The 24,684-nt window shown below is 46.8% G+C and carries 21 protein-coding genes; 8 read left to right on the top strand and 13 right to left on the bottom strand.

Annotation, left to right across the window (positions count from 1 at the left end; genetic code table 11):
- Positions 1–42 precede the first annotated feature (42 nt).
- A complete protein-coding gene (locus BIZ37_RS12910) occupies positions 43–591 on the top strand; it encodes a hypothetical protein (RefSeq protein WP_187461851.1) in 549 nt (182 codons plus the stop codon).
- 291 nt (positions 592–882) lie between these two features.
- Here the strand turns inward: BIZ37_RS12910 and BIZ37_RS12905 are convergent, their stop codons facing one another.
- The 5 genes from BIZ37_RS12905 to BIZ37_RS12885 all read right to left on the bottom strand — a co-directional run bounded on the left by BIZ37_RS12905 (position 883) and on the right by BIZ37_RS12885 (position 5,568).
- On the bottom strand, positions 883–1,902 hold the full coding sequence (locus tag BIZ37_RS12905; protein WP_187461850.1) for an adenosine deaminase: 1,020 nt from the start codon (positions 1,900–1,902) through the stop codon (positions 883–885).
- Between the two features lie 90 nt (positions 1,903–1,992).
- Positions 1,993–2,271 carry a hypothetical protein gene (locus tag BIZ37_RS12900; RefSeq protein ID WP_187461849.1) on the bottom strand — a complete coding sequence of 93 codons (279 nt, stop codon included), beginning with the start codon at positions 2,269–2,271 and terminating at the stop codon, positions 1,993–1,995.
- 260 nt (positions 2,272–2,531) lie between these two features.
- Positions 2,532–3,293 carry a hypothetical protein gene (locus BIZ37_RS12895; RefSeq protein ID WP_222939667.1) on the bottom strand — a complete coding sequence of 254 codons (762 nt, stop codon included), beginning with the start codon at positions 3,291–3,293 and terminating at the stop codon, positions 2,532–2,534.
- A gap of 162 nt (positions 3,294–3,455) precedes the next feature.
- Complete coding sequence (mog, locus tag BIZ37_RS12890) at positions 3,456–3,989, bottom strand: molybdopterin adenylyltransferase (RefSeq protein WP_107297108.1); 534 nt, start codon at positions 3,987–3,989, stop codon at positions 3,456–3,458.
- Positions 3,990–4,119: 130 nt separating this feature from the next.
- On the bottom strand, positions 4,120–5,568 hold the full coding sequence (locus tag BIZ37_RS12885) for an NAD-dependent succinate-semialdehyde dehydrogenase (RefSeq protein WP_187461847.1): 1,449 nt from the start codon (positions 5,566–5,568) through the stop codon (positions 4,120–4,122).
- Between the two features lie 250 nt (positions 5,569–5,818).
- Here BIZ37_RS12885 and BIZ37_RS12880 point away from each other — a divergent pair, with 250 nt between their 5' ends.
- The 3 genes from BIZ37_RS12880 to BIZ37_RS12870 all read left to right on the top strand — a co-directional run bounded on the left by BIZ37_RS12880 (position 5,819) and on the right by BIZ37_RS12870 (position 9,773).
- Positions 5,819–6,742, top strand: coding sequence for a M14 family metallocarboxypeptidase (locus BIZ37_RS12880; protein ID WP_187461846.1), 924 nt, complete (start codon positions 5,819–5,821; stop codon positions 6,740–6,742).
- 113 nt (positions 6,743–6,855) lie between these two features.
- Complete coding sequence (locus tag BIZ37_RS12875) at positions 6,856–8,343, top strand: hypothetical protein (protein WP_187461845.1); 1,488 nt, start codon at positions 6,856–6,858, stop codon at positions 8,341–8,343.
- 134 nt (positions 8,344–8,477) lie between these two features.
- The gene (locus BIZ37_RS12870) at positions 8,478–9,773 is read left to right on the top strand and encodes an alpha/beta fold hydrolase (RefSeq protein WP_187461844.1); all 1,296 of its coding nucleotides are present in this window, start codon (positions 8,478–8,480) and stop codon (positions 9,771–9,773) included.
- Positions 9,774–9,865: 92 nt separating this feature from the next.
- Here BIZ37_RS12870 and BIZ37_RS12865 read toward each other — a convergent pair whose 3' ends face one another.
- Positions 9,866–11,215, bottom strand: coding sequence for a DUF4236 domain-containing protein (locus tag BIZ37_RS12865; RefSeq protein WP_187461843.1), 1,350 nt, complete (start codon positions 11,213–11,215; stop codon positions 9,866–9,868).
- Positions 11,216–11,519: 304 nt separating this feature from the next.
- Between BIZ37_RS12865 and BIZ37_RS12860 the strand changes: the two genes are divergently transcribed.
- Both BIZ37_RS12860 and BIZ37_RS12855 read left to right on the top strand, forming a co-directional pair.
- On the top strand, positions 11,520–13,388 hold the full coding sequence (locus tag BIZ37_RS12860) for a RimK/LysX family protein (protein WP_187461842.1): 1,869 nt from the start codon (positions 11,520–11,522) through the stop codon (positions 13,386–13,388).
- 164 nt (positions 13,389–13,552) lie between these two features.
- Complete coding sequence (locus BIZ37_RS12855; protein ID WP_255526745.1) at positions 13,553–13,999, top strand: VOC family protein; 447 nt, start codon at positions 13,553–13,555, stop codon at positions 13,997–13,999.
- Between the two features lie 94 nt (positions 14,000–14,093).
- Here the strand turns inward: BIZ37_RS12855 and BIZ37_RS12850 are convergent, their stop codons facing one another.
- The 4 genes from BIZ37_RS12850 to BIZ37_RS12835 form a co-directional block, all read right to left on the bottom strand.
- Positions 14,094–15,359, bottom strand: a complete 1,266-nt coding sequence (locus BIZ37_RS12850; protein WP_187461841.1) for a CHRD domain-containing protein — start codon at positions 15,357–15,359, stop codon at positions 14,094–14,096.
- Between the two features lie 442 nt (positions 15,360–15,801).
- A complete protein-coding gene (locus BIZ37_RS12845; protein WP_187461840.1) occupies positions 15,802–16,386 on the bottom strand; it encodes a sugar O-acetyltransferase in 585 nt (194 codons plus the stop codon).
- Between the two features lie 324 nt (positions 16,387–16,710).
- On the bottom strand, positions 16,711–17,088 hold the full coding sequence (locus BIZ37_RS12840; protein WP_107297117.1) for a RidA family protein: 378 nt from the start codon (positions 17,086–17,088) through the stop codon (positions 16,711–16,713).
- Between the two features lie 225 nt (positions 17,089–17,313).
- Positions 17,314–18,210: a LysR substrate-binding domain-containing protein gene (locus tag BIZ37_RS12835; RefSeq protein ID WP_187461839.1), complete on the bottom strand. Its 897-nt coding sequence runs from the start codon at positions 18,208–18,210 to the stop codon at positions 17,314–17,316.
- 185 nt (positions 18,211–18,395) lie between these two features.
- Here BIZ37_RS12835 and BIZ37_RS12830 point away from each other — a divergent pair, with 185 nt between their 5' ends.
- A complete protein-coding gene (locus BIZ37_RS12830) occupies positions 18,396–19,310 on the top strand; it encodes a DMT family transporter (RefSeq protein WP_187461838.1) in 915 nt (304 codons plus the stop codon).
- Positions 19,311–19,393: 83 nt separating this feature from the next.
- On the opposite strand, the gene BIZ37_RS12825 is transcribed toward BIZ37_RS12830, so the two are convergent.
- Positions 19,394–20,179: an ABC transporter substrate-binding protein gene (locus BIZ37_RS12825; protein ID WP_187461853.1), complete on the bottom strand. Its 786-nt coding sequence runs from the start codon at positions 20,177–20,179 to the stop codon at positions 19,394–19,396.
- Between the two features lie 18 nt (positions 20,180–20,197).
- Entirely contained in the window at positions 20,198–21,280 is a 1,083-nt protein-coding gene (hisC, locus tag BIZ37_RS12820) for a histidinol-phosphate transaminase (protein WP_187461837.1), read from the bottom strand.
- A 165-nt stretch (positions 21,281–21,445) separates the two neighbouring features.
- Between hisC and BIZ37_RS12815 the strand changes: the two genes are divergently transcribed.
- Complete coding sequence (locus tag BIZ37_RS12815; protein WP_187461836.1) at positions 21,446–22,348, top strand: LysR substrate-binding domain-containing protein; 903 nt, start codon at positions 21,446–21,448, stop codon at positions 22,346–22,348.
- A 97-nt stretch (positions 22,349–22,445) separates the two neighbouring features.
- Here BIZ37_RS12815 and katG read toward each other — a convergent pair whose 3' ends face one another.
- The gene (gene katG / locus BIZ37_RS12810; protein WP_187461835.1) at positions 22,446–24,617 is read right to left on the bottom strand and encodes a catalase/peroxidase HPI; all 2,172 of its coding nucleotides are present in this window, start codon (positions 24,615–24,617) and stop codon (positions 22,446–22,448) included.
- Positions 24,618–24,684 lie beyond the last annotated feature (67 nt).

Here is a 24,684-nt window from a genome sequence, read left to right as displayed (position 1 = left end):
ATTTTGTATACTGCCAACATTGCTCCTTACTTTTAGTCCGCTATGAAAACATTACAACAACTATTAAACGATTTCGGCTTTGAACATCTCCCCTTCACTGATGCCGAGCGCGAATTCGCACAAGACTTCGTCAACTTCCGTTCCAATTTTTTCCAGACTGTTTGCCAGCAAAAAGCGGACAAGCCACAGCAAGATCTTGCACTAGGGTTATTTACCCACGCAATTCAGCAAGTCTTTGATGAGTTTCAAGCCACACAAAGCAAGATCAGTGAAATGGATACGTTATTCAAGCAGCATGTCGGGGAGCAGCATGCGAAAAAGTTCTACACACTGAATGAGTTAGAGGTCAAAGCTATCGCAATGATTTGGTTCCTATGCCAAGGGGTCAATAGCATCGATTTTAGCTATGCCAATGACCACGCAACAGAGATTTGCCAGCAGCTTGCGGCCAATGATAGCAACAGAGCTGAATCACTTCGCCGGCAATTCATGCAATCCTATTACCTTGGTATTGATCAGGCTCACAGTATGAAGCCGAAAACGAGTCTGCTGTTAACATTACAAAATGCTGTAAAATCAATATTTAAATAAATCCGTTAGCCTAAAAAACAAAGTTACTGGATTATATTTAAGACAACAACCAGTATTAACCATTGAAAAATAATGGTTATTTTCCGCCCAAGCAAACAATGAAAATAATTTGAATGTTTAGTCTAATCTAAGCATTTAATCAAAAAGACATTTAACAAAAGCGCATACAACTTTTACATCATTGATCGTTGCGTGATTTTCACTCAGATCGTATGATTCTTGCACTTCAAATATGTTGTTCCTTAATCGATTTATTGCTACGCCTATCATGGACTTGATAGGCGTTTTTTTTTAAATAATCGGCCGGAACTGAATATCCAAGTAGTGGGCTAATTTCTGTTGCAGCAACTGCTTCTTCTCTTCACTCAAGAAACTTGCCTCAATAGCATTATCACTCAACAGCGCAACATCTTGCTTTGACAGGTCAAAGGCCTGTGCAACGGCCAAATAATTGTCATTAAGATAACCGCCAAAATAAGCGGGATCATCAGAGTTAATCGTTACTTGTACCCCCTGTTTAAACAGCTCAACAATGTTGTGCTCTGATATATCATTGAAAACCCTGAGCTTCACATTGGATAACGGGCATACCGTCAGAGGGATCTGCTTCTCTACCAAATACGCCACTAGCTTTGGATCATCTAAGCAACGCACACCGTGATCAATTCGGTCCACCTTGAGTGCTTCAATGGCTCCCCAAATATAATCGGCAGGGCCTTCTTCTCCTGCATGGGCAACGGTTTTGAATCCTGTGTTTCTTGCCATAGCATAAACACGCTCAAACTTCTCTGGCGGGTTGCCCTGCTCTGATGAATCTAGACCCACAGCAATAATATCGTCTTTATAGGCAATGGCCTGCTTAAGTGTCTCTATGGCGTCATCTTCAGGCAAATCCCGTAAGAAACACATGATCAAACCCGATGAGATACCCAAATTGGATTCTCCATCCCGCAAGGCTCGTATTATGCCTGAGGCGACCGTATCAAAAGACACGCCTGCCCGAGTATGGATTTGAGGGTCGAAAAACACTTCAGTATGAACAATATGCTCTTGCTTACAACGCTCAAGATAAGCGTAAGTCAGATCATAAAAGTCCTGCTCGGTACGTAATACCAAGGCCCCTTGATAATAGAGGTTCAGAAATGCTTGGAGATCGTGAAATTGATAAGCCGCTTTTAACGACTCAATGGATGAATAGGAAAGTGTGACGTTGTTACGCTGGGCCAGAGCAAACATTAACTCTGGCTCAAGCGTCCCTTCAAGGTGAAGATGGAGTTCAACCTTAGGTAACCCACTGATAAAGCCTTTCATTACTCTTCCTCCACAGAAAAGGTAGGTCACCTACCTTTAGGAGTCTAAGATGGTATTGAAAGTAGTGTAGTTAAACTTAAGGCCTTCCGCTTAGTAGCGTTGCCACTGACCGCGCATCATAAAGCCGCCAATAGCCATCATCACAATACCGCTACTTAGTAGCAGTTGGTATTTGTGCTTCACTTCGCTGGCAGCATGTGTCGAGCTGAAAGAATGGAAATAATCTCCTCCGCCAGCACTAATAAAGGTGCTCATATCAGAGACAACCTGCGTTTGGCCGATCATACCGCCAATAGTGACAAACCCAAATATCAAAGAAACACTACCAATCAGTAGCGAAAGGAAACCCCAAGTACGTTTGATGTCCATGTCTAGCCTAGTCTTTAGTTCTATTCGTTTTATGCTAACGTGATTACGATGAATCATTGTCAACATAACGTAGGAAAGTGAAAATATCAGGCGTTATTGATATTTTTATGAACAAGCTTCCAAAAAACACAGTATTGGTTACTTTGACCACTGCATTTTCATACATAGGAGCGAAAAATATACCCAAGCAACTATTAGGTGCTTGGGCATATGAGGAAGGTTTAGTAAGCATATTAACGCTAACTAGGAGAATAACCTTGCTACTGGGTTAAATCTGTATCAATCCAGTATTTAGAACCTGAAATGTTGGCGTCTAGCAATAAGCCTTTTTCACCAATCTGGTAAATCGCCATTCCGCCATTGTATTTGGCGGTTAACTCAGCGCTATCGGTACCGGTCACCACGCCCATTTCTGACGTAGCTTCCCAGCCATCGGTAACAAAGCCGTCAAAGGTCTTTTGATCTTCAAAAAAGATGATCTGCTGATAGAACTTACCACCAAGGCCGACCGCAAGCCCCGCGCCAAACATTTTCATATAAGTGTGTTCGTCTGTTTTACGGTTAACCGCAACCCCTGCCCCTTGGTTGGTATGGAGCATCAACGAAAACTTTCGAGAATCAAAAACGGCATAGCCATAGGCACTATCGAAAAGCAATTTGGCTGACGGCTGCTCATTGAATAAACGGACCAGTGCAGTATCTGCCATCGTATTCAATGCCAGACGGGCTTCCTCAGGCGTTTCTGGCTCAAGCATTTCATCCAGCTTGGCATCGGCTACATCGAGCCACTCCTTGCTTTTTTCTATCGAGGCATCAGTCCACTCACCGGCGGTGTTGTAGGCATCCTCGCCCCACTCGGATACCGAATCCCAGGTTTCCTTAGAAAAATCCGATACAGATTCCCAGGCCTCTTTCGATCCTTTGCCAACTTCTTCACCAAGCTTTGAAGCTGCATCTTTGATTTCATCCCAGCCAGCATACACCGGAGTTGTTGCTGTTGTTGCCATAACTGTTGTCGCCATTGCTATGGCAACGACTAATGAACGTAACTTCACAATCGTCCCTCCTCGCTAGGTTATATACCAAGTGTGTTATAAGCCTAGCCCAAGCAGATAAAAGAAAGGCCAAGCACCATGCTCAGCCTTTTATCCCACTATTCCCTTAATCTTGAGTTAAGCGAATCATTACTTCTTTTTAGGGCGGAAAGGCTTCATCACCTCTTCGTTACACTCGAGGTAAGGGCCTTCCATCAAATCGATACAGTAAGGAATCGCCGGGAAAACGGCATCCAGACACTCGCGGATCGATTTAGGCTTACCCGGCAGGTTAACAATCAAGCTATCACCACGCAGGCCGGCAGTCTGGCGCGACAAAATCGCTGTCGGTACAAACTTCAACGACTCAGCACGCATCAGTTCACCAAAACCTGGCATCATACGGTCACAAACGGCTTCAGTGGCTTCAGGAGTCACATCACGCTTGGCCGGGCCGGTACCGCCCGTCGTTACAATCAGGCTACAGTCTTGCTCATCAGCCATCTTGATCAATGTCGCTTCAATCACATCCTGCTCGTCAGGAATGACTTCGTATACTGGCTCCCACTCAGAGGTCAGGTAATCGTTCAACGTATCGATAATCGCCTGCCCAGAGATGTCTTCGTATACACCTGCACTTGCGCGGTCGCTGACAGTCACGATGCCGATTTTTGCTTTAGTCATTGGTTATTCCTCAGGCTGAGCCTTGTTATCCATTTCTACTTTCTTGCAAGCAGGAAAGTATTGTTTCTTCATGCATGCAAGTTTAAGAAATTCTCTTGGATTGTTAAACACCTAAAACGGGTAAAGGCGATTACAAGCCGCCCATTAAGGTATATTTGGTTTCAAGAAAATCTTCCAATCCTTGCCTTGCACCTTCACGGCCCAGACCTGATTCCTTAACCCCACCAAAAGGAGCCACTTCGGTTGAAATCAATCCTTCGTTGATCCCGACCATACCGTATTCCAAAGACTCACTGAATTTGAAAGCTCGAGACAGGGATTGCGTATAAGCGTAAGAGGCAAGGCCAGAGCTAATATGGTTTGCACGGCGGATCACCTCATCGTCATCATAGAAACGGAATAAGGCGGCGACCGGACCGAATGTTTCGTCGCTAGCAATCAACATATCGTCGTTCATTTCGGTCAATACCTGAGGCGGGAAGAAATAAGTACCTTCAGGCTGGGTCTCACCGTGCGCAAGGATTGCACCTTTCGCCAACGCATCATCAATATGGCTCTGCACTTTGGCAACGGCAGCAGCATTGATAAGTGGCCCTAAATTAGCCCCTTCCTCAAATCCATCTGCCACTTTCAGCGCTTTGACTCTCTCGATCAATTTCGCCGTAAAGGCGTCATACACGCTGTCGTGAACATAGATACGGTTAGCACAAATACAGGTCTGCCCGGCATTACGGAACTTAGCCACCATCACCCCGTCAATTGCTTTATTGAGATCGGCATCATCACAGACAATAAACGGTGCATTGCCCCCGAGCTCTAGAGCCATTTTTTTCACTGTGCTAGCCGATTGCGCCATCAATAACTTTCCGACACCGGTAGAGCCCGTAAATGAAATTTTCTTCACCACAGGGCTTTCGGTCAAAGTACCACCAATTGCCGCCGCATCACCGGTAACCACACTAAATAACCCTGCCGGGATCCCTGCCCTGTCAGCTAACTCAGCCAATGCCAAAGCAGTTAACGGCGTATCTGGCGCGGGCTTGAGCACAACCGCGCACCCTGCAGCGAATGCAGGGCCACATTTTCGGGTGATCATTGCCGCAGGGAAGTTCCATGGCGTAATTGCACCAACAACGCCAATAGGTTGTTTGGATACCAGTATACGGGCATCTGGCTTATAGCTCGGGATCATTTCCCCGTAAGCGCGTTTCGCTTCTTCGGCATACCATTCGACAAAACTGGCAGCATAGGTGATCTCACCCTTTGCTTCCGCCAGTGGCTTACCCTGCTCTAGCGTCAGGATGGTCGCTAGATCTTCGGTATTGTCGACAATCAACTCATACCAACGGCGCAAGACTGTTGCCCGCTCTTTCGCTGTTCGTGTTGCCCACTCTCCCTGAGTCTTTTCGGCGGCATGGATAGCTGAAAGTGTCTCATCGCGGCCAAGGCTAGGTACTGTTGCAATCAGTTCGCCCGTTGATGGGCTAGTTACTGGGGTATAGGCATCATCTATCGCAGTCACCCAGTTACCTGCCACATAGCAGGCCTGTTTCAGTAGTTGGGGATCATGTAGCTTCACGCAGTATTCCTCTAAAGGGCATCAGTTTAGCAACCAGCATAATGACTTACGGGAATAGTTTGAAGTTAGCTTGATCGTGTTTTCAGACACTAGTGACATTTTGTGACTAAGTAACTAAGCAATCCGTTACATCCATTCACAAAATAGCAACCACAGAGACATATTACGGATATCAATACGATTGCGTCTGGTTACACAGTCAATTATTCTGTTTGAACAAAGACAAACACACACAACAAAAGACAATCGAATGAAACGCGAACATAACTACCCAATCGGGACACCGGGCAAGCCATGGGGCGACGAAGAAAAGGCACAGTGGCTAGCACAAACCACCATTAAGCGCTCTTATCAAGAAGAAGTCGTATCTAAAATCACAGCGCTAGAATCTGACTTTGACCTCCACCAATATGGCGCACTTAGCTACGATGCCGATAAATACCCTTTGTTTGCCATCAAAACCCGCAATTGGGATAGCAGCAAACCCGTTGTTCTGGTAACCGGTGGTGTGCACGGTTACGAAACCAGTGGCGTGCACGGTGCCCTGAAATTTGCCGAAGACAAGGCGGCTAAATACAGTGATCGTTTCAACATTGTCATTGCACCTTGCGTCAGCCCGTGGGGCTACGAAGTGATCAACCGCTGGAACCCTAACACGGTTGACCCAAACCGCGCATTCTATGCCGACAGCCCTTCTGAAGAAGCGGCCAATCTTATGAAGATGGTTGGTGAACTAGAAGGCGAAGTGCTGGTTCATATCGACCTGCATGAAACAACCGATACCGATGAACTAGAATTCCGCCCAGCCCGTGAAGCCCGTGACGGTAAGCTTTACATTGAAGACGGTGTGCCAGATGGTTTCTACACCGTTGGCGATACCGAAAACCCTCAGCCGGATTTCCAAAAAGCGATTATCGACTCTGTTCGCAAGGTGACCCATATTGCCCCACCTGACGCTGATGGCAATATCATCGGTAGCCCAGTACAGCAAGAAGGCGTGATCAACTACCCGCTGAAAAAACTGAGCCTATGTAACGGCATTACAGATTGTACTTACGGTACGACCACAGAGGTTTACCCAGATAGTGACCGTGCAACCCCGGAGCAGTGTAATGACGCGCAAGTTGCCGCTATTACCGGCGCACTGGATTACGTCATCAAGCAATTGGGCTAATTGCTCAAGATATTTTTTAAAAAGCAGGGGCAACTAGCTCCTGCTTTTTTTAACACCAATGCCATAAGCATCTATAATTTAATACTTTCAATGTGTTATACATTTAGGTGGTTATGCGCTGTTTCTTACTTGCCACATTGATAGCCCTCTTAGGTGCATGTGCTTCTTCTCACCCACATCTTTATTCCCAAGATCTGCATGGCTGCTTTAGCCAATTGGCGATGTTCAAGCAAGAGGTCAACCGCCAGAAAGTCAATGATGCTCAGGTGGTTAACTTAGCTGCTTTTCCCTATCTTGCCTTTGATCGTTTCAGCCAGTCGCAACTTAGCCGTTTATCCTCGCAGCAGGACCGTGAGCAATGGCTCGACTATACGGCCCAACTCGCTACCCAGCAGCGCCAAGCCGAATACCACAACCTTATTGCTAATCCTTACGATCTCGCTGCGCTTGATACCTGTGCGGAAAAAATGGTCAAAGAAGCCAAGCATAACGAAAAGGTATGGGCCGAACTGAAGCAGCAAACAGTCTCGATTCCAGACAGTTACGAACCTTGGCTGCGTGTGTTTGGGCTCTACCCAATCAGCAGCCAAATCGCCCAGTCTTCTATTGATAAAGAGAAAAAGTGGATTTTGCTGGGGTTCCACGCGCCACCTAAAGACATTGTTCAATATCAGCTCACTGAAACCATTTCAGATTCAGGTATTGCGGCTTCTCAACACAAAGGGGGCCAAGCTCATATCAACCGAGAGCTAATTACGAGTTGGTTTAGTGATGCATTAGATACATCTACCATCCATTGGCCCCAGTTAAGCAAGACGACAATTTCACAGCTCTACCAGTATTATTCGCCATTAATTAACATAGAAACCGCTTCGGCAGATGATATTCCGGGGACAGTAAACTATGTGGATAGCCAACACAAACCCGCTGTCGATACCTCACAACCGGCCATCTACCTACACCACAGCTATACCCAGCTTTATGGCAAAATCTACCTACAACTGAACTACAGCCTCTGGTTTGCCAACCGCACACCAACATCATCTTTTGACCCCTATGCGGGTAAATTTGACGGGGTATTGCTGAGGCTTACACTCGATCACCAAGGCCGGCCTATGTTACTCGACTCTATCCACCACTGCGGCTGCTACCATATGGTGTTTAACTTCTCTGACAAGTTTGTGTTCGACAATGCCAAACCCGATACCGAAAGTCCGTTACTGTTTAATCGACCAGCCCCTTTCGATTTGCCAACATGGTCTGTCACCCTATCCCATGGCGAGCATATGATTAAGCAAGTTGGGTGGCTGGCAAAGAAGGATTTACCTAACGCCAATAAAGTCCAATCGCTAGTCGGTCACCACTATGATCAACTGCGCCAGCTTCCCTCCCACCAACAACACACAATAAGCCTTTTCGACCAAAGAGGAATGCTTGCGGGTAGTGAACGTCTAGAGAGTACCTATCTTTGGCCTTTCGGCATTCCATCTGCGGGAGCCATGCGGCAGTTAGGCCATCATGCCATTGCCTTTATCGGCATCCGTCATTTCGACCAACCCCGGCTGTTTGAGCAAATTCTCCGCCCCAAAACAGAACCCTAGTCGCCGCCTTACTGCTAGGACAGTCATTGAGGGGATAAGCTGCATGAGTAAGATGAGAATGAAAAGAAATTAGAATTGGTGGTAGGATACCCTTTTGCGATATCAGTCTGTTTTCGCTAGTAAAGGAGCTACCTGTGCAAACCTCATTTATCGACGGTGATTTGCTTTACCGTCAGCATACTTTCGAAGTCCCATTGGATTACAACCAACCTCACGCACAAACCATCTCGGTGTTCGCCCGTGAAGTGGTCGACCTTAACCGACACAATGATGAGCTTCCTTGGTTGGTCTATTTCCAAGGTGGCCCTGGTTTCCCATCGCCTCGCCCAGACAGTCGTTCCGGTTGGCTGAAACGTGCATTGCAGCGATACCGCGTGTTATTGCTGGATCAGCGTGGAACAGGAAACAGCACAGTGATCAGCCATCAGACGCTGGCCCATTTATCTGCGCCTGAACAAGCCGAGTATTTGAGCCATTTCCGCGCAGACAATATTGTCCGTGATGCTGAAACCATCCGGGAAAAACTTGGGGTCAAACAATGGGCAACGCTGGGCCAAAGCTTTGGTGGCTTCTGCTCGCTGACTTACCTGTCTTTCTTCCCGCAGAGCCTCAGCCGGGCGTATATTACCGGTGGGGTACCTTCACTGTCGCGTCATGCCGACGAGGTATACCAAGCCACTTATCAGCGGGTACAGGACAAGAATAACGCCTTCTTTGCCCAGTTCCCTTCTGCACAGGCCCAATGCCAGAAAATTGCTGATTACCTCTTGGACAATGATGTTCGCTTGCCTAACGGCCAGCGCTTCACGGTTGAGCAGTTCCAGCTGATAGGCATCAACCTTGGCCGTAGCGGTGCCAATGTGCCTATGTATTACCTACTTGAGGATGCCTTTGTCGAGACAAACGGCCAAGAAACCCTAAGCTACGCTTTCCTCAATGCCATGCTGGCAGAGCAAAGCTACCAAACCAACCCTATCTATGCGATTTTGCACGAGTCTATCTATTGCCAACACTCGGCATCAAAATGGTCTGCCCACCGGGTTCGCGATAGCTTCCCGCAGTTTAACTACCAGAAAGGGAATTCTTTCCAGTTTACTGGCGAAATGGTCTACCCATGGATGTTTGAGCAATTTGAGTGCCTCAAGCCATTGCAAGAAGCTGCCAAACTACTTGCCGAACGCACTGATTGGGCAGATTTATATGACATTGAAGCGCTGGCGAACAACACCGTACCCGTTGCTTGTGCGGTCTATGCCGAAGACATGTATGTAGAAATGCAGTATTCACTGGAAACCTTGAAAGGCATTCCTAACAGCAAAGCCTGGATCACTAATGAGTATGAGCACAATGGCCTTCGCGCCGATGGTGAACGTATTTTGGATAAGCTGATGGAAATGGCAGAAAACATTTCCAATCTGCCTAAACAGTAACTCAGATTTCTGCCCCAAAATCCCATAAATAATGCCGGAGCAATCTATCTGCTTCGGCACATTGCTCACCTTTCCCTCTTAACTTAATGCCCTTAGGTAGTGGCAGTTGATAATTCAAAAGGTGCTATGGCTTTTAGGATGCCTGTAACTGTCATATTCCGGCGATGCTCAAACAACTCGATGGCTGCGGCCGGATCGACGCTTTCCAAGTCATCAAAGTTAAGTTGCTCGATACCTGAACGGGTAAACTTTATGCTGTATAGGTAATCATCAACAATATGTCCTGTCTGACGATTTAACCGCTGGGAATAGCCCGAGACGACGACTTTCCCTGCTGAGGGTAATGTCGCTAGCGAATAGCCCGCCAAGCGCAATGCGATACCGTGGATATGCTTTGCATACTCAAGTTGTAGCTGCTTCTTGAGTTTGTTTTTAATGTTCAATTTTCGGCCATTTGCCGATAGCGCTGCAACCTTAGCAGGAAAATCCTCAATTTCAGGTAGATCGACATCGACCCAAATTGTCTGACCGTCCTGCTCTACCTGAAAGTCGACTAAGGTTTCTCTTGGCCATTCCAAGTCACTAAACGCATTTTCCAACAATGACTCCATGACTTTCACATCCGTTCGGATTGTGCGGGCAAAATTGTCACTGTTAGCCTGTTCAGTTTGCTCATGGGCTAGTTTAGCCTCTGCCCATGAGGCACATTGCTCTTCCCACTGTTGATTCGCACTCAGGTATGCGCTTTCACTGTCTTGAACCTGTTGCTCCCAGTGCTTGATTGCCAAGGTGTAGGATTGCTCGAATTCACTCAACTGAATTTGGTGCTGCTTTCTCTTGCTTTCAAACCACCTAGCGAAAAAGCCAATGGACGGCGGTGTCCCTTTTTCTGGCTTATCCACTGGCTCAGGCTTGGCCGGGGCTACCGGTTTCGGGGTCTCATAAGGTTGTATAGTGTAGACGGGCTCATCAAACGGCTCTGGCATATCAAGGTAAATATCTTCAAGTAATTCAGCATCCCCGTTGATTTCCTCGGTCTGCTCCCGTAGCCACTCGGTGATAGTCTCGCCTTTATGTTGCCAAACAAGTGTCTTATCGCGCCCCTCGATCGGGGTACCGTTTATGTCAGTAAGTACAACAGTGCCATTTTCTTTGTCGAGGCTTATTTCTACTTTCGACAACGCCGCCAAACGTGCTTGCTGGGCCTGCTGGCGAACTAATTGTTTTTCCTGGCGCTGCTGGTTTCTTCTGGCGGCGTTGCCCCCAATCTTTGTTCGGTAGGACAGCCCAGAACCAGGTAATCCGGCATTGGCATAGACGCCACGCTTGCCAATATTGACAGACGCCCCTCGTCCCCCCAAAGTGGCACTTACACCACCCAAGCCAATATTTACTTTGACACCGGGAGCAATCTTAATTCTCTTGTTAAAACGTAAACCCATACAACCACCAAGACATCATCATTATGATGACAACACAAAACCATAATACACAGGCCGCAATCATACACGGGCAAAGCAAAACTTTACAACTGCAAATCCAGTGAAGAAGTCAACGCTCATTAACCAACTCACTGTTGTATAAAGGGTTACACCGAAAACAAAATTTCCAGCTAAGTTTTGCAAGAGTTCTGTCAGATTTACTGAATCTCTGCTGAATTACAGCCAATAAGCCACATTCACGCTACCTTTAAACAGTACACTTAAACCGATGACATCCCCTTCGCTGAATTGATACAGGAAATTTATGACTTCCCTACGACTGTTGACCACCTTGTGCTTGGCAGCCTTTGCCGCCTCACCCGCCATGGCGCAAAACACCCAGTATGAAAGCATTATCGAAAGCCGCAGCCAAATTGACGATAAAGTCGTCTTAGGCCGCACTGAACTCGTTTATTTTCCTGCTATTGATTCACTCGATAACATAGGTATTCCAGCCAAGATTGATACCGGCGCGGATTCAACTTCTCTCCATGCCGAAAATATCGTCATCACTACTGATGAACCGGCCTTTGAAGGAATAGAAGGTGACGAGCTGGTTGATGCTATCGCCGTAAAGTACGATGCGCTTGGCAGTACTCAGCTTCGCGACCGGGAAGACAAAACCAATATCATGGTGAGCTTTGACATCAGGCACCCTTTTACTGGTGAGCTGATCCGCCTTGAGAAACCCTTATTCCGCTTGGCAATGATCAAAAGCCGTGGGGATGGCCACCTTGCCCGTCCGGTGGTTGAGCTAGATCTGACGATCGCGGGCAAAACAGTCCGTACCGAGGTCAACTTAACTGACCGTGACAGGTTCTCGTACCCAATCCTGATAGGTAAAACGTTCCTGCGAAATACCGCATGGGTCGATGCTGGGTTTGATTACCTGCAGTCGCAGCCTGATGCGCACATTATTGGTCGCAAAGAAAAAGCCTCTATTGAGAACTTACCGCTTGAAGTCAGCACGTCTTTCGATAGCCGTTACAGCATTCTCCATGCCCTTGATATCAAGGTCGATGAAGAAAACAAAAAAGTAACTTTTACATTGGAAGGCCAGGACAAAACCCGCAAGACCATGACTGCGCCACTAAGCCGCATGTTGCGTTTTAGCAATGCGCAAAGGCCAATGGTTTATTTACCGGTAAAACTGGGTGATACCGAACAACACATCCAGGTATACCTTAAAGACCGCTCAAAGAATCACAGCCAATTGCGCCTTGGAACAGAAGCCCTCAACCAATACTTTGTCGTCAACCTAGGGGCAAGCTACTTGGGCAAATCGGACTTGGCCCCTATCTCAACCATGGCAAAAGATGATTCTATTTTGATGATCAGCGGTGAAGAGACGGTCAAAATCGATGGTGTTAGCATTATTGCCGGGCCTTCTGGCATCATCAAAACGCCCCTTCTCAAAGTTTCACAAATTGATGAACAGAGAACGGAATATGGCCGAATGATCAATTACACCATCAAAGATGCCAATGGTAAAAACCATCGTTTGGATAAACCGCTGAAAAGAAAGATCCGTGTCGGTGATCAGGTACGCCCTATCGTAGGTACGGAAATCTCACTGCCATCTTCACTCCTGCTTCGTGATATTGCCCTCGAAACCCGAGAGTCAAGCGACAGTCCCTTTAGCCAACTGGAAATCAGCCCAGACCTGATCCCTGGTGACTTGCTCGTTAATACCCGTACAACTCAGCTACTTGATAAGCACGCCCCCAAACAGGCCGGCTATATCGAGCAACTATCCATGGATAAGATGCATTTCCCAGTCAAGCTAGATACCGGCGCCGATGTCAGCTCAATGCATGCCACCGACATCAAGACATTTGAAGACAACGGCAAGAAGATGGTCACCTTCACTTATGGTAACCATCAGGGAGACGAAAAAACCTATACCCGAGAAATCGTAAAAACCATGCGTATCAAGGCCCGCGCTGGAGAAAAACCAAGCACGCGCTATGTGGTGAAGATGAAGGTGAAGTTGGATGGTATGGAAAAGGATATCAACGTTAACCTACGTGACCGAAGCCGGTTCGAGTACAGCATGATTCTGGGTAAAAACTTCCTTAAGCATAATATCGTGGTCAGCAGTGACGACCAATTTATCCTGACCAAGAAGCAATAATTACTTCATGGCCTCGCATTATCAATGTGGGGCCTCATCGTTTTTAGCCTGATCAAACTCCAGCTTTTGGCTGTCCCCCTTTGACTTCATTTCCTTTATATGAAGAAAATTCAACCAAGTAGTAGCAAGAGTGGCTTCAAAATTACAACAAGCTGCGAATATGCATGTTTGATGAAAATAAGGAAAGGACTATGCCGCAAAATTTCGATGATATTCCGTCAATTATTTCCCACATATCACTCGGTACCAATCAACTTGATGCAGCCCTTAATTTTTACGATCAAGTGTTAGCTACCATTGGTGCCACACGCCAAGAAAATGTGCCCGGTATTGCTGTCGCTTATGGCAAAAGGTTTCCTGAGTTCTGGGTACAGCTGCCATATAACCAGAAGCCTGCAGAAGCAGCGAATGGTGTTCACTTCGCCTTCATTGCTCCTTCTGAAGACGCAGTGCATGCATTTTACGATACCGCAATAAAACTTGGGGCAACATGTGATGGTAAGCCAGGTCCTAGACCGGAGTATGGAGCACCCTATTATGGGTGTTTTGTCCGCGATTTAGATGGACACAAAATCGAGGCTGCTTTTTGGGACGAGGAAAAAGCACAGTAAAGGATTTAATCTCACTGCACGGATACGAGCAAAGGAGCTTTTAAGCTCCTTTGCGCTTTTCTCAGTATGATAAATTATGACTAGACGGAGACTGCTACTCTATCTGGCCTCGCACTTCACCACTTGGAACATCCGGTGTATGGACATTAAGGTAATGACCGGCTGACAGTAATCTCTCTGCGGTTTCATCGTCAATCTCTACCTCTCCAGGACTTCGCCAAGTTGAAGCCCCATCTTGCTCCAACTCTACAATCACCCCACCATTAGTACCGGTTTCACCTTCGTGAGCATGTGCCGCCACGGCATCATCTAAGTCAGTTGTGTAGATCAGCACTGAAAGCAAGTTAGTTTGTGAATCAAACCAGACGTAACCATCACCGGAGCCATCTGTTTCGACCGGAGGCACTTCTTGTTCACCCTCCAACTCAAAGGCAAACAGCGTTACTGTGGCAGGAAGTATCTGACCTCTTAATTCCCCGCTAGGTACATCAGGCGTGTGAACATTCACATAGTGACCGCCCTCGAGCAATTGATCGATCACATCGTCTTCAAGCGTCGCGCCATCTGGTGTCTGCCACACATTCGGATCATCAGTATTCTGTTCTAGGAAGACCACCACACCGCCATTCTCACCGACTACCCCTTCGTGAATGTGAGCGGCAACGGCATCTTCTACACCTGTCGTTACTACTTTCAAGTTCACTGCGTTAGTTTCGGTATTTACCGTTGCATAACCATTACCCGTCGCATCGGACTCTATAGCTGGGACTTCTTGGCGACCACTCAGTACAAAAGCCAATAATTCAGTGTCACCACCAACAATCTGGCCTCTTACTTCACCTGATGGGGTTTGCTGAGTATGAACATTGATATACCACTCATCATTTTGCAGCATATCGGCTTGCTCTGCGGTGATCTCCACTTCCTCTACTGACATAGTACCATCACCATTATCGACAAACTCGAATGCGACAGGGCCATTCTCCCCAATCCCGCCTTGGTGGATATGAGCAGCAACCACATTCTCGACAACACTGACGTCAATGTTTGCCGATAACAAAAAACGTTCTTCATCGTCAGTCCCATCATCGCCGTCATCATTTTTATAAGGACTATCTTCGTCCCCGCTTTTATTAAGCTGATCACCTGCCGATACTTCATTAATTGTCACATTGACAAATTCATCTTCGTGACTCTTTTCAATCAATAATGTCACTGTTCCAGAAGCAACCGCTTCGGTCTTCACTGGTGGCACTTCCTGAGCGCCAGACAGCGTGACTTCAAATGTCATTTCTTCATCATGGCAACCGACCAATGAGGTAACAACCAGCAGCAATAACCAAATCAAGTGTCTACTCATACCCCCTCCCACACCAACAACTGGTTCGTGTCGCAAAGTGTAGTTGTCGGGCCATGCCTCAAAAACCATACATTGGCTCAAAAATGAGACAACTTACTCAAGGGTAAGAAAAGTCCTAGTTTGGTGGTACTTATTCGCCTGATACAGGCTATTGAAATAGTTCAAGCAGACAGGAGGTTGCATATAGAGGAATGCTTCCGAAAGTAAATCATTGTCAAAGTAGAGGACTTTTTGCCTCAAATAATTACAATTAATACGTTAATAAATACTTTCTTAGGGAACGAGTATGAACACTCAGAAGCTTGTTTGGTCTGTTGCAGGGATGTTGATTACCTTTCCAACACTTGCTGTTGGGGTCTCTGAATGGCTCTACTGCCCAATCCTTGAACTTATGTACTAAATACGTAAATCAGGCAGCAGAACACGGTCAAAGCTACCAGCATTAAACCAATGCTGATTTCTTCTCTTCAATCTTCAGGGTACGGATCGGCTTTGCTGGAGAACCCACACACACCGTATTGGCTGGCAAGTCCTTCGTCACAACACTGCCGGCCCCCACTACCACGTTATCGCCGATGGTTACTCCAGGGCAAACTGTCACATTGGCACCAAACCACACATCGTTGCCAATAGTAATTTCCTTGGCAAACTCTTCACCCGAAGCGCGCTCGACTGGGTCTAGCGGATGGCCTGCAGTTGCTATCACAACTCCTGGAGCCAATAAGCAGTTGTCACCGATGTTTATTGGCGCACAATCAAGAATCGTGCACCCGTGGTTGGCATAAAAACCCTTACCCACTTTCAGGTTGTAGCCATAATCACAGTTAAACGGAGACTCAATCCATGCATCGGTCTCTTTGCAAAGCAACTCATTAATTAATACCTGACGGGCATCTTTATCAGTAGGGCACGTTTGGTTGAGTGCAAAGCAAAGTTTCTTTGCTTTTTGGCGGTCAGCAACAAGCTCTTCATCCCAAGCTTGATACATTTCACCAGTAATCATCTTCTGTTTTTCAGTTAAAGCCATGTTGGATCTGCACCTTATCAACCCGGCAACGCCGGTAAAAAAGAAGCCATTATTATTCCTTAGCGCCATCACTATTGCTGCTTTTACGCTGGTTTACGTTGCCAAAAACTCGTGTAGATCACACTCTGAACAGGGCGTTGGGAAAGTTCCCAATAAATATAAAGCCTTGGGTTATAGCTCACTAGGATTCCATTCACAATCCATCTCACTCATTGGCCCCACCAACAGAATCACGATGTAGCCTCCAGAATGATCATCACAGTTAGTCCAACGAAAAACGCCTACCAAAGGTAGGCGTTCATTAAAAATAGAGTGGAGCTTGGCTTAGCCTTTAACCGCAATCACTTCAATTTCAACCTTGGCATCAAGCGGCAGGCGAGCAACTTCAACACAGCTTCGCGCCGGACAGTTATCACCAAAGAATGCCGCGTAAACTTCATTCACTGTCGCAAAGTCATTCAAATCTTTAACGAACACTGTCGCCTTGACGATATCCGCTTTTGTCATGCCGGCTTCGTTCACAATCGCTTCCACATTAGCTAGTGACTGCTTTGCCTGCTCTGCCACATCTTCCGGCATAGTGTTGGTTTCTGGGTTCAACGGAAGCTGGCCTGATGTGATTAGCATATTGCCGAAATGCTTACCTTGAACATATGGGCCAACGGCTGCAGGGGCATTTACAGTATTGATTGTTTGAGTCATTGTTGATTTCCTTGTTTGCAGTGTCGAGCTTATGAGTAATTTCTTTACCATCACTGTTAAGCCCTTAAATCTTGAATAGAAATATACACAGCAACGAGGAGAAATTATTTTCAATCTATTCTACTAAAACCATTCAAGAGAGAATTTTTTTCTTTAATGAAGGAATATTATGCAATTCAAACAATCGCAGCGCCATACCTATAACCACTAGCCCTGCTTTACCCACTAGTCGGCACTAAACTGGGCTCGAAACCAGTTTCGCAAAGCTAACACGCTCTCTTCCTTCAACTTTTCCGGCAAACAAGCAAAATAAAACTCATGGTATGGATTCAAGACCGGTTCTCCAACCTGTACCAGCATATTGTGCTTGATATCATCTCGGACAAACTGCTTATGGGTAATAAGTACCCCTAACCGTCTTATTGTTGCCTGCACGGCTTGCACCGATGCAGTAAAGCTTAAGTTTTTCTGTTGGCTCGGCACCGCTAACTGATGATGGTCGCACCATACTTGCCAGTCATTTTGGCGCCGAGGGTTAGTTGCAAAAATCGACGGATATTTAGCCAAAAGCTGTTGCGGTGTTGCCTGTAGGTTTCCTTCCAGCAAATGCGGGCTGCACACCATGATAAGCTCATCGTCACCGAGCTTTTCACAATAGTAATCCTGCCACTCATCGGTTTTACCATGTAACAACGCCACATCAACCCCTTCTTTTTCCAAATCAAAGGCGTGGACGATATTAGAAATACGGATATCGATATGGGGAGCGTATTCGTTGAAGTCAGGAACACGGGGGATCCACCAGTGCAATGCTAGAGAATTGACCATATTCAGTGTAATGCGATTGCTAGGCTTCTTACGGGCAACAGCCTCACTGGCCTCAACAATTTGTGCTAAGGCTGGAGCAACCTTACGGTAGTACTTACGGCCAACGGGATTCAGCTCAACCCGACGTCCGACTCTTCGGAACAAACTGACATCAAGCTGAGATTCCAACGCCTTAATCGCTTGGCTGACAGCCGAATGGCTTACGCTTAGTACCTCGGCAGCATCAGTCATGCTGCCAGTTTCTGCGACGGCAACAAAAGCATAAATTGACTTAAGGGGGACCAGCTTTCTCATATGTAAGTTTTTCTAACAGTTTTAGTCAGTATTACTCGCTTTTTTCCTCGAGACAAGCAGCCTAGAATCAAACCATACAAAACTCTACTGCCTTCTTCATCATCAAAGACATTCAGAGTAATTCAAAGCAAACACAGTAAATATCACTGTAAATACATGCCTTCACCCAATAGGAGTTTACATTCATGCCGACAGACCTCAGGCCCGTACTTTTTATGCTTATCTCCACTTTCAGCCTGTCGTTTAATGGCCTTATGGGAAAATTACTGACGGAGAGTTTCAGTACCGAAGTGCTCGGTTTTCTGAGGTTCTTTCTCCCTGCTAGCATTATGTTGTTAATGCTAAAAAGTTCTGGCTGGGTGATACCGAATAAACACAACAGCCGGCCTATTATCATCCGCGCCTTATGCGTTGTTGGTAGCCAGTTATGTTTTCTTGCCGCATTAAACGAACTAACCTTGGTCGAAAGCGTGGTGCTTTTCAGTACTGGGCCACTGTTTATTCCAGTGTTAGAAAAATTGATGTACCGCACACCGATTCAAGGCATCACTCTTGCCTGCCTCGCTATGACTTTCATCGGGGTCGTTCTTCAGGCCGGCAATCCAGCAGGTATGGAGCTAAAACCGGAACTACTCATTGGTTTAGCTGCAGGCGGATTCAATGCTCTGTCACAAGTTACCCTATTCAAAGGCGCTAAATCTGATCTGCCACCAGCCGCTTTGAACGGTTGGTGTTTTATGCTGGCTGCTATCATCCTATTACCTGTTGCAACGATGCGGGTTGTCACCAATGACAGCTTGCTAATTGCCTCAAATCCTTTTGATACCAACATGCTTTTGGTACTGCTCATCACACTGGCTATCAGCATAGTCAGCACCCAAATGTTCCGTGCAAAAGCCTATAAGTTGGCCTCGACAGGCTCTCAGCTGGCCCCTTTAATTTTCACCAATCTGTTGTTTGCCCTTATTTGGCAAGTCAGCTTTTTTAATGAAACCCTCGAGACCAACAAAGTTATAGGGATCAGCCTCATCGTGCTCGCGACTATCATCAACACCTTCGGGCCAAAATGGATACAACACCAACGAGCAGCTGCGCATTAATCCCTCTTCCCCCAAAAAAAGAAAATCCCCAACTGGGGATTTTCTTTTTAGGGTTCTACCCAAAGGCTTCATTTCAGTGGCAATTACTCGCCATAGATATCAAAACTGAAGTATTTAGCTGCAATCTTGTCGTAGGTACCATTGGCTCTAATCGTTGCGATTGCCTGATTAAACTTCTCAGCTAATTCCTTGTCATTCTTACGCATCGCTAATGCGGTCCCTTCACCAATGTAGGCCGGATCAGTCACTGCCTCGCCGACAAACTCAAAACCTTTGCCCTGCTCTTTTTCCAAGAATGCCAATGCCAGTTGGTCCGAGTTACCAAATACCGCATCTAGGCGACCGCTCTGGAGATCAAGGTAGACTTCATCTTGCCCGTTGTAACGACGGATATTGGCTACATCACCAAATTTATCAGTGACATAACGGTCATGGATAGTCCCCAGCTGAACGCCAATTCTCTTGCCTTGCAAACCTTGTTCGCTAATCGTGATACCTGCAGCGGAACCTGCTACGAAACGGGCTGGAGTCTGGTAATACTTATCACTAAACAGTACACGTTGTTTACGTTCATCGGTGATACGCATGGAAGCCATGATCACATCTGACTTACGAGCCAGTAGAGACGGGATCAATCCATCCCAGCTCTGCGATACCCACTCGCAATTAAGCTTAGCTTCTGCACATAGCGCATCGGCAATCTCAATATCAAACCCTGCCGGCGTACCAGACGCATCCTTGTAGTTAAACGGTGGGTAGGTGAAATCCGAAGCCAGGCGAACCGACTTTTGTGCCGCAAGTGCCGAACCCGATACTAGTCCCGAGAAAAGAGAAGTCAGTACAAGAGCCAATGTCATCGTTTTTTTCATCATAAGTTCCTTTTATATTTACTCTGCTTCCGTCTCTTTTAGGGCAAGAAGCGTTTCACGCATACTTTCTTTAGAGCCAATGGTAATCCTCACACAGTTGGACAAAGCTGGCTCATGAACCTGATTCCGGGTAATAATCCCCTTGCTGCACAGGTACTCATACATACAGGTTGCGGTATTGAACTTCACCAATACGAAATTTGTTGATGAGCAGAATACTTGCTCTACAATCGCCAGCTGTTTGAGTTCACCGGCAAACCATTCCCTTACGGTAATGAGATCATCCGTTTGCGCATTCATTTGACTGATACCTTTCTCAGTCAATGCAGCCAAAGCAACTTCAGCGCTAGGGTCGGCAATCGGATACGGGGCAATCAACCGTGTCACCAAGTCCATCACACTCTCATCAGCCAATAAAAACCCACATCTCACAGAAGCAAGGCCAAATGCTTTAGATAGGGTTCTTATTACAACCAAGTTAGGGTAATGCTTGATAAGCCCGACCACCGTCGTCTGCGGAGCAAACTCAATGTAGGCCTCGTCAACCACAACTAACGCCTTGTCTTTCGCTGACTCCAGCAAAGAAATAATATCGGCTTGGGCAATAATATTACCCGTTGGGTTATTGGGTGAGCACAAGAACAAGATATTCACGGCATCAAGCTGGCCATTGATCGCCGCCATATCCAGCTGGAAGTTAGCTAAAAGTGGAACCTTTATAGTTTCAGCAGCAATTGAGTCGGCACAGAACTCATACATTGCATAAGTCGGCGGACATACCATAATTTTATCGACACCCGGCTGGCAGAATGTCCTTACCAACAAGTCGATAGCCTCATCCGCTCCACGAACTGCAACCGTATTACAACCAATGGTTTCGGTATGGGTCTGGCAATAATCCAGATAAGCATTGGCTAGCTGATCAGGCAAAAAATCAGGATAGCGCTGGTAGTCACCTTGTTGCCCTTCATACCGACAACTTGATTCCAACTCATTGGCATTCAACCACAAATGGCCATTACCCCCAATCCTCCTTGCAGATTGGTAGGGTATGAGTTTTTTTATCGCATCAGGCGCGATCTTTTCGGCCAATGACTTCATCTAATGACTCCATTCATGAAAATGCTTCAATAGATCCGGCCAAAGAAGCATAAATAATCACAATTTAAGAATTTAAAATCATTATATGCAGTTTCTTCTTGATAAAGGAATCGATAAATCGGCATACTAGCCATGAGAAAACCTCATAGCTTAAGGATGCAGTGAATGAAGGATCTACCGACAACCAAGGAGCTGGCTGCTTTTCTGGTAACGTCGAAAACGCTCAGCTTTACTAGCGCGGCTGATGAACTCAATGTCACCCAAGGGGCCATCAGTAGGCAGATCATTGCGTTAGAGAATAGGTTGAAAACGCCCTTGTTTCATCGTCAAGCCAGAGGATTGGCTCTTACCGATAAAGGTAAGGAGTTTCTCCCATTAATTGAAAAAGCGGTAAATCAAATTCAACACGCCGTTGCTAAGGTCAGTGCCGATGAAAATCTGGTAAAGCTTAAAGCTCCTAGCTGCATTACAACCTGGCTATTACCCAAATTAATGGCTTTCCAGCAAGCCCATCCCGATATTGATGTCGAGCTCACCTCTGCCATTAATCACAGCGTTAACTTTTCCACTGAGCCTTTCAATGCTGCGATTTGCTACGGGCACGAACCACAGTCGGCAGAACTGGCGGCGAACTTATTGTTCGAGGAAATCCTCGCACCCATGTGTTCTCCAGAATTGGTTTCACCTAAATTATGCTCACCTAGCCTGATTGCTGGTGATGAAAATGAAATGACTGCTGATGCTATGAGCCAATACACTTGGCTCCATGCAACCCCAGACAGAAGTGATTGGAATTTATGGCTGAGCAAAACGGGGAATACCCATTCAGCGCTTGCTAATCAAAACCAGCACTTTGCCACCCTTGACTTGGCAGTAAGCGCATCACTGCAAGGATTCGGTATTGCAATCGGTGATGTCACCCTCGCCAAACCCGATCTAGACAGCCACCGATTAGTCATGCCCAATACTCAAACAGTGGCTTCAGGCAAAGGCTATTACCTGATGTATCCGGTTAGCCAACAATCAAAGGCAATGAAGCGGCTGATAAAATGGCTGACTGACCATTAGTTTTATAGATTGCTCGACAAAAAAGCCCCTGAATACTCAGGGGCTTTGGGTTAAAGCATTAATTGCAAAATGTCATCGCCATGGGCGATTAGCTGGTTTAGCTCAAATCAAACCGGTCTGCATTCATTACCTTGGTCCAGGCTGCAACGAAGTCATTAACGAACTTCTCTTTGTTGTCATCTTGGGCATAAAGCTCTGAATAAGCTCTCAAGATAGAGTTTGAACCGAACACCAAATCAACCCGGGTCGCTGTCCATGACACTTCCCCTGACTGACGGTTGCGGATCTCATAGTGGTTGCTGCCAGCAGGTTCCCATGTGTAATTCATGTCCGTCAGATTAACAAAGAAATCATTGGTCAATTGACCGACTCTGTCAGTGAAGACCCCGTGCTGGGTTCCGCCATGGTTGGTACCCAGAACACGCATACCACCAACCAGCACTGTCATTTCAGCGGCGGTTAAGCCCATCAATTGGGTACGGTCCAGCAACATCTCTTCGGGAGTGACTAGGTATTCCTGCTTCAACCAGTTCCGGAAACCGTCATGCAATGGCTCCAACACCTCAAACGATTCCTTATCTGTCATATCTTCCGTTGCATCGCCACGCCCCGGAGAGAATGGCACATCGACTGTATAGCCTGCAGCTTTAGCGGCTTGTTCTACACCCACATTACCTGCCAGTACAATCACATCAGCGACACTGGCTCCGCTGTCCTGTGCGATACCACCCAACACGCCAAGCACCTTGGCCAAACGTTCCGGCTCATTACCTTGCCAGTCCTTCTGTGGCGCTAAGCGGATTCGCGAACCATTTGCCCCACCCCGGTTATCTGAACCGCGGAATGTACGGGCACTATCCCATGCCGTAGACACCATATCGCTAACTGACAGGCCACTCGATGCGATCTTCGCTTTCACTGCGCCCACATCATAGCCAGTACTGCCGGATGGAACTGGGTCTTGCCAAATAAGATCTTCTGAAGGGACATCCGGCCCGATATAACGTGCCCTCGGGCCCATATCACGGTGGGTTAGTTTGAACCATGCACGGGCAAATACTTCAGAGAAGTAAGCCGGATCGTTATAGAACCGTTCTGATATCTTGCGATATTCAGGGTCAACCTTCATCGCCATATCAGCGTCTGTCATGATTGGGTTGTGACGGACTGATGGATTCTCAGTATCAACGGTCTTGTCTTCTTCTTTGATGTCGACAGGTTCCCATTGCCACGCACCGGCAGGGCTTTTTGCCAACTCCCACTCATGATTGAGCAGCAGTTCGAAATAACCGTTGTCCCATTGTATAGGGTTAGTGGTCCAGGCACCTTCAAGGCCACTGGTCACGGAATCAGCACCAACACCGCGTTTATCTTTGTTTAGCCAGCCCAGCGCTTGATCTTGAAGTTCACCGGCTTCAGGCTCTGGACCAAGCAACGAGGCATCACCATTACCGTGAGCTTTACCCACAGTGTGACCACCCGCAGTCAACGCTACCGTTTCTTCATCATTCATTGCCATACGGGCAAAAGTAACCCGAACATCATGCGCCGTTTTTTGTGGGTCAGGATTGCCATCAACCCCCTCAGGGTTAACATAAATTAACCCCATCATTACGGCAGCAAGCGGGTTTTCTAGATCTCGTTCACCAGACCAGCGGCTGTTGGGGTTATTTGTGGGCGCTAGCCATTCTTTTTCCGAACCCCAGTAAATGTCTTTCTCGGGATGCCAGATATCTTCCCGCCCGAAACCAAAGCCAAAGGTTTTGAGGCCCATAGACTCGTAGGCAATCGTACCGGCATAAGCTATTAAGTCGGCCCAGCTCAAGCGGTTGCCATATTTCTGTTTTACTGGCCACAAGATTCTTCTTGCTTTATCCAGATTGGTGTTATCAGGCCAAGAATTAAGAGGAGCGAACCTGAGGTTACCGGTACCGGCACCGCCCCGGCCATCGGCAATACGATACGTACCTGCGGCGTGCCATGTCATACGTATCATCAAGCCACCGTAATGGCCCCAGTCAGCCGGCCACCATTCTTTGCTGTCTGTCATTAGGTCGGTAAGATCTTTTTTGAGGGCGGCAAAGTCTAGCTTTTTGACTTCTTCTTGGTAATTGAAATCCCCCATCGGATTTGTTTTGGTATCGTGCTGATGAAGGATATCCAGGTTGAGTGACTTGGGCCACCAGTCAATTTCCGTACGATTACTAGTGGTCATCGAACCATGCATGAAAGGACATTTACCCGCGGCACTAGGTTTATCCTGCGGCATAATAATTCTCCTGTTCCAGTGAATTCCACGTACTATTTGATACGACAATTGCTTTGCTGTTTGCACA

The organism is Photobacterium sp. BZF1 (genome assembly GCF_014349205.1).
Taxonomy (GTDB): Bacteria; Pseudomonadota; Gammaproteobacteria; order Enterobacterales; family Vibrionaceae; genus Photobacterium.
This window is presented reverse-complemented; position numbering and strand designations above follow the sequence as displayed.

What these genes read in the sequence shown, in the direction of transcription:
- BIZ37_RS12815 (WP_187461836.1), top strand. Translation starts at nt 21,446, where the DNA reads ATGAAGGATCTACCGACAACCAAGGAGCTGGCTGCTTTTCTGGTAACG.
- BIZ37_RS12830 (WP_187461838.1), top strand. Translation starts at nt 18,396, where the DNA reads ATGCCGACAGACCTCAGGCCCGTACTTTTTATGCTTATCTCCACTTTC.
- BIZ37_RS12880 (WP_187461846.1), top strand. Translation starts at nt 5,819, where the DNA reads ATGAAACGCGAACATAACTACCCAATCGGGACACCGGGCAAGCCATGG.
- BIZ37_RS12875 (WP_187461845.1), top strand. Translation starts at nt 6,856, where the DNA reads ATGCGCTGTTTCTTACTTGCCACATTGATAGCCCTCTTAGGTGCATGT.
- BIZ37_RS12835 (WP_187461839.1), bottom strand. Translation starts at nt 18,210, where the DNA reads ATGAGAAAGCTGGTCCCCCTTAAGTCAATTTATGCTTTTGTTGCCGTC.
- mog (WP_107297108.1), bottom strand. Translation starts at nt 3,989, where the DNA reads ATGACTAAAGCAAAAATCGGCATCGTGACTGTCAGCGACCGCGCAAGT.
- BIZ37_RS12905 (WP_187461850.1), bottom strand. Translation starts at nt 1,902, where the DNA reads ATGAAAGGCTTTATCAGTGGGTTACCTAAGGTTGAACTCCATCTTCAC.
- BIZ37_RS12895 (WP_222939667.1), bottom strand. Translation starts at nt 3,293, where the DNA reads ATGGCGACAACAGTTATGGCAACAACAGCAACAACTCCGGTGTATGCT.
- BIZ37_RS12855 (WP_255526745.1), top strand. Translation starts at nt 13,553, where the DNA reads ATGTTTGATGAAAATAAGGAAAGGACTATGCCGCAAAATTTCGATGAT.
- BIZ37_RS12865 (WP_187461843.1), bottom strand. Translation starts at nt 11,215, where the DNA reads ATGGGTTTACGTTTTAACAAGAGAATTAAGATTGCTCCCGGTGTCAAA.
- BIZ37_RS12910 (WP_187461851.1), top strand. Translation starts at nt 43, where the DNA reads ATGAAAACATTACAACAACTATTAAACGATTTCGGCTTTGAACATCTC.
- BIZ37_RS12860 (WP_187461842.1), top strand. Translation starts at nt 11,520, where the DNA reads ATGACTTCCCTACGACTGTTGACCACCTTGTGCTTGGCAGCCTTTGCC.
- katG (WP_187461835.1), bottom strand. Translation starts at nt 24,617, where the DNA reads ATGCCGCAGGATAAACCTAGTGCCGCGGGTAAATGTCCTTTCATGCAT.
- hisC (WP_187461837.1), bottom strand. Translation starts at nt 21,280, where the DNA reads ATGAAGTCATTGGCCGAAAAGATCGCGCCTGATGCGATAAAAAAACTC.
- BIZ37_RS12840 (WP_107297117.1), bottom strand. Translation starts at nt 17,088, where the DNA reads ATGACTCAAACAATCAATACTGTAAATGCCCCTGCAGCCGTTGGCCCA.
- BIZ37_RS12825 (WP_187461853.1), bottom strand. Translation starts at nt 20,179, where the DNA reads ATGAAAAAAACGATGACATTGGCTCTTGTACTGACTTCTCTTTTCTCG.
- BIZ37_RS12850 (WP_187461841.1), bottom strand. Translation starts at nt 15,359, where the DNA reads ATGAGTAGACACTTGATTTGGTTATTGCTGCTGGTTGTTACCTCATTG.
- BIZ37_RS12845 (WP_187461840.1), bottom strand. Translation starts at nt 16,386, where the DNA reads ATGGCTTTAACTGAAAAACAGAAGATGATTACTGGTGAAATGTATCAA.
- BIZ37_RS12900 (WP_187461849.1), bottom strand. Translation starts at nt 2,271, where the DNA reads ATGGACATCAAACGTACTTGGGGTTTCCTTTCGCTACTGATTGGTAGT.